The following is a 5,403-nucleotide window of genomic DNA, read 5'->3' as shown; positions in this document are numbered from 1 at the left end:
GACATTTTGGCTCAGCCCCAATTCACTGAACGTAACGTAATTCGATATCAAACTGACTTCCAGGTTGGTTCGCTATTGACATCCGGTAATCCTATCAAGTTCGGTGATACATGTTGCGAAGAAATTCTTTCATCTAAGTTTCCGGGAGAGGACAACGAAGATGTTCTAAGTGAAATTGGTTATTCAAAAGATCGAATTGAGAAATTATATGCGAAAGAGGTTCTTTTTAAATACGATAGGTAATTAAAGAGCGTTAAGAAAATCAGATATGATAAATTTATGGGAGGCTGCGCAAACAGCTTGACTGTATGCGTGAGCTTCTCCCAAAAAACTAAGGAGGAAATTCCAGCTAGTAAAATGAATTGATTATTTTACGTTGCTGGTACAATTATTATGAATAATAAAACAAATAATATTAATATATCCATAACTGCCATTAGTTCGGCAGTAGTACTTATTTTAGGTATTTTAGTTGCTGTATTTCCAGAAGATTCAACTGCGATTGCAAATAAAATGTTTAATGGAATTTTATCTGGATTGGGTTCGGTATTTCTATGGGTTACATTGGCAAGTCTAGTTTTCTTGATTTGGTTGATGTTGTCAAAATATGGAAACATTAAATTAGGAAAAGATAAACCTGAATTTACAAAACCTAAAATATTTGCAATGATATTCTGTGCAGCTTTTGGATCTGCAACCATGTATTGGTGCTTTACAGAAGTAATGTACTATTACATTGCACCACCTTTTGGAATTGATCCAAGGAGTGCACTTGCTGCCGAATGGGGACTAGCATATAACTTCTTCCACTGGGGTCCTTCTGCATGGTCACTATATACAATATGTGCTATTCCAGTTGTTTACAGCTTCTACATCAAAGGAAATAAACAATTTAAACTGAGTGCAATATGCTCTACAACATTTGGCGACAAGTGGCCAAAAAGCCTTACTAAAGTTGTAGATATTTTATTTATTGTTACCGGGTTAGGAGCAGTCAGCATAACCTTGGGACTAAGTATTCCTATGATTTCAAAATGTATTTCAACTGTATTCGGAATACAACAGAGTTTTGGATTGAATATTTCCATTATCTTGCTAATATCTATTATTTTTACAATTAGTTCGTATGTAGGTCTTGGTAAAGGGATGACAAAATTAAGTGATTTAAACTTACTCCTTTGTATTGGATTTTTAGCAGTTGTATTGATTATTGGAGATACTTTGTTTACTATTGATTCTATTACAAATTCATTTGGATTAATGCTGGATAATTATGTTAGAATGAGTTTCTGGACGGATCCAGTTGATAAAGGCGGTTTCCCGCAAGCATGGACAGTTTTCTACTGGGCTTACTGGATTGCCTTTGGACCTGGAATGGGTGTATTTATTGCCAGAATACTCAAGGGACATAGAGTAAAAGATGTAATTAGCTTAAGTTTGGTTGCAGGTACTATCGGAACTTTATTGATGCATGGTACATTCCAATCTTATACTATGACTGTTGAAAGAGCGGGATTGGTTCCAGCTGCTGATATGGTGGCAAATGGACAAACTTCAGATATGATTGTAGCAGTTCTGGGAACATTACCTTTCCCAAATCTTTTTATAGGACTATTTGCTGTTGTAGCAATCTTGTTTATGGCAACAACGTTAGATAGTAATTCATTTACATTAGCTTCTGTAGCTACAAAAAGATTAAGTGAAAATAGCAATCCATCTCCTATGTTTAGACTATATTGGTGTTTGATGCTTTCTTTCTTCCCATTGATTTTGGTTTTGGTTAATGCGGAATTGAATACTATTAAGACGATTGCACTAACTGTTGCCGTACCAATCGGAATATTGCTGCTCTTCTTGAATGTAAGTGCATTTAAAGGTATTGCTTCTCAGTTCAGCAAGTTGACAAGATCTGAGATTGATGATTATACCGACTTTAGCGAGGGCGAAGAGTATATTGAAAATGTGTAAAGGCATCATATATTAATTATAAGGTTTAAATTGATATAGACAGACAAAATTAAAGAAAAGCTATATATGAAATCAGGTGGATAGTGTTTATCCACCTGATTTAAGTCTATAGACTTATTGTATACGACGGCTTTTCTATGTCTGCGGATCCGAGTGAGGTATATGCTATTGAAATTGGCGATAACCGTTGAGTCAGACATAATATATCCTAAAGATGTCGCTTTCATTGAAAGAAAAGCCGTAGTACGAAAAAAAGAAGAACGTCTAGAAGCCGCATTGCATGAAGAGGATGTTTTAAACGGCATGGTATCTTTAGAGGATAAGAAGGCTGAGTTGGAAAGGAAACTGGTTGTTAAGGCTTTTGATGTAAATTGTTCTGTTTCGGAACAAAACAAAGGGCAGTGTTTGTAAAGTCAATACATTTTAAACAATAAGAAAAATAGACACTATGGCGGATGCAGATCTAGCTTCAAATAAATCAGGAGGTTTTCTGATAAATGTTTTTGTAATATTTAATAAGAATAAATTTCATACGATTATCGATATGAAATACACAAGGGAGGAAAACAATGAATTTCAACTTAACAAAGGAACAAGAAATGGTCAGAAAAATGGCAAGAGAATTCACTATCAATGAAGTTGAGCCAATAGCGGCTGAAATAGACGAACAAGGAATATTTCCAGCAGAAACATTGGAAAAGGCTGGGAAAATAGGTCTTATGGGAATGCCTTTTCCTAGAGAATATGGTGGAGCAGGAGCAGACTATATATCCTACATAATGGCAATAGAGGAAATATCAAAGGGTTGTGGATCCACAGGAGTTATAATTCAGACACATTGTGCACTTTGTACATGGCCGATATTTACATACGGAACAGAAGAACAGAAAAAGAAGTATATGCTGGGACTGACATCGGGCAAGATGATTGGAGCATTTGGACTTACAGAGCCAAACGCAGGAAGTGATGCTGCAGGAATCCAGACAAAAGCGGTGGATAAGGGAGACCACTGGCTGCTGAACGGATCGAAGATATTCATAAGCAATGGTGCTGTTGCCGATGTAATAATTGTAATGGCAATGACAGACAAGTCAAAGGGAACAAAGGGAATAAGTGCATTTATAGTTGAGAAAGGAATGGAAGGATTCTCAGTACCTAAGAAAGAACACAAGATGGGAATTTGTGGATCTGTTACAACTGAGCTTTTGTTTGAAAACGTGAAGCTTCCAAAAGAAAACCTTCTTGGAAAGGTTGGAAGAGGATTCGGCATAGCGATGAAATCACTTGATGTCGGAAGACTTGGAATAGCGGCCCAGGCACTGGGAATAGCTCAGGGAGCATTTGACAAGACTGTGGAATATATGAAATCTAGAAAGCAGTTTGGAAGATCTCTTGATAAGTTCCAGGCTTTGTCATTTGAGATGGCAGACATGAAGACAAGAATAGATGCATCAAGACTGTTGCTTTACAATGCAGCGGATAAAAGACAGAAGGGATTGCCTAGCACTATTGAAGCGGCTCAGGCGAAGCTTTACTGTTCTGAAACTGCAATGCATGTAACAACAAAGGCTGTACAGTTCCACGGCGGATATGGATATATTAAGGACTATCCTGTGGAAAGAATGATGAGAGATGCAAAGATAACTGAAATATATGAGGGAACTTCGGAAGTCATGAAGATGATAATTTCTGGAAGTGTATTTAAATAGGAGGCAAAAAGATATGTCATTGAAAATCATTGTATGTGTAAAACAGGTACCGGACACAAATGAAATCAAAATTGATCCGGTTAAGAATACTCTAATAAGGGAAGGCGTTGAGAGCATATTGAACCATGATGATTCAAACGCTCTTGAAGAAGCACTGAAGATAAAGGACCAGTATCCAGATACAAAAATCACAGTACTGACAATGGGACCTCCTCAGGCTAAGGAAATGCTTGTAGATTGCATGGCCAAGGGAGCTGACGATGCAGTACTTCTTTCAGACAGGGCCCTTGGAGGTTCAGATACATGGGCAACATCAAATGCATTGGCGGCAGGAGTAAGAAAATTGGGAGACTACGACATCATATTTGCAGGAAGACAGGCTATAGATGGAGACACTGCCCAGGTTGGACCACAGATGGCTGAAAAACTTGATATTCCACAGGTAACATATGTAATGGAATTTGAAATAGGAAGCGATAAAAAGAATATGACGGTAAAAAGAGCCCTTGAAGACGGACATGAAGTGATAAAGTTGCAGACACCTTGTTTGTTGACAGCGATAAAGGAGCTTAATGAACCTAGATATATGTCTGTTAGGGGAATATTTGATGCAACAAAAAAAGAAATAACAGTGTGGAATGCAAAGGACCTGGGAGTAACTGAAAAACAGGTTGGACTTGATGCATCTCCTACAAATGTATTCAGATCATTTACACCTGCTCCAAAAGGAAAAGGAAAGATGGTTCAAGGAGATACGGACAACGAACTTGCAAAGAATCTTTTAATTGAATTAAAAGATAAACATATAATCTAACAAGGAGGAAGTCGATAATGGCAATAATAATAAATAAAGAAAAGTGCAAGGGATGTAAGATATGTGTTTCAGCATGTCCCTTTGAAGCAATAGAAATGGAAGGCAAGCTGGCAGTAATAAATGAAAAATGTACTGCATGTAATCAGTGTATATCTAAATGTCCATTTGATGCTATAGAAAATACTCAAAAAGAACAGGAAGCAGTAGATCTTTCGGAGTACAAGAACATATGGGTGTATGCTGAGCAGAGAAATGGCGAGCTTATGAATGTATCAAAGGAACTCATAGGTGAAGGATACAGACTTACAAGAGATATTGGAAAAGGAACAAAGGTATATGCGCTTCTCATGGGAAATAATGTAGTAAACCTGGCAAAAGAATGCTGTGAATACGGAGCAGACGGAGTATATCTTATAGAAGACCCATTACTTGAGAAATACACTACAGATGCATATACAAAGGCTGCAGTAGAGGCAATGAAAGAATACAAGCCTGAAATAGTACTTTACGGAGCAACTCACATAGGAAGAGACCTTGCACCGAGAGTTGCAGCAAGAATGGATACGGGACTTACAGCGGACTGTACAAGACTTGATGTAAAAATATCGACTTACAAGGATTTTGCTGAGAAGAATACAACACTTGATACATCTACACTTGATGAAAATGAAGAAGAGACAAAGCTTCTCCAAACAAGACCTGCATTCGGCGGAAATCTGATGGCGACAATTATATGTCCAAAAACAAGACCGCAGATGTCGACTGTAAGACCGGGAGTAATGCAGAAGAGAGAAAGAGATGGAAGATTAGAAGGTGAAGTCATAAGAGTAAAGGCAAACCTGAGCAAAGATGATATTAGAACAGAGGTACTTGAGATAGTCAAGTCAGCAAAGGAAATGGCATCGCTGACTG

General features: G+C 37.5%; 5 protein-coding genes and 1 pseudogene. All 6 read left to right on the top strand.

The features are described 5' to 3' along the window. Nucleotides 1-243: pseudogene (locus AC3AX0_RS06375) on the top strand (hypothetical protein); the annotation flags it as partial. Nucleotides 244-393: 150 nt separating this feature from the next. Continuing rightward, nucleotides 394-1,968 carry a BCCT family transporter gene (locus tag AC3AX0_RS06370; protein ID WP_487549468.1) on the top strand — a complete coding sequence of 525 codons (1,575 nt, stop codon included), beginning with the start codon at nt 394-396 and terminating at the stop codon, nt 1,966-1,968. A gap of 168 nt (nt 1,969-2,136) precedes the next feature. Beyond that, nucleotides 2,137-2,379, top strand: a complete 243-nt coding sequence (locus AC3AX0_RS06365; protein ID WP_487549467.1) for a hypothetical protein — start codon at nt 2,137-2,139, stop codon at nt 2,377-2,379. 158 nt (nt 2,380-2,537) lie between these two features. Beyond that, nucleotides 2,538-3,677 (top strand): acyl-CoA dehydrogenase, encoded by a 1,140-nt coding sequence (locus AC3AX0_RS06360; protein WP_487549466.1) that lies wholly within the window; start codon nt 2,538-2,540, stop codon nt 3,675-3,677. A 19-nt stretch (nt 3,678-3,696) separates the two neighbouring features. Further along, entirely contained in the window at nt 3,697-4,491 is a 795-nt protein-coding gene (gene etfB, locus AC3AX0_RS06355; RefSeq protein ID WP_487549469.1) for an electron transfer flavoprotein subunit beta, read from the top strand. 17 nt (nt 4,492-4,508) lie between these two features. Next, nucleotides 4,509-5,403 (top strand): 4Fe-4S binding protein (locus AC3AX0_RS06350; RefSeq protein WP_487549465.1); only part of this gene is annotated, 895 nt, incomplete at its 3' end.

Source organism: Dethiosulfatibacter sp., assembly GCF_983023055.1.
This window is presented reverse-complemented; position numbering and strand designations above follow the sequence as displayed.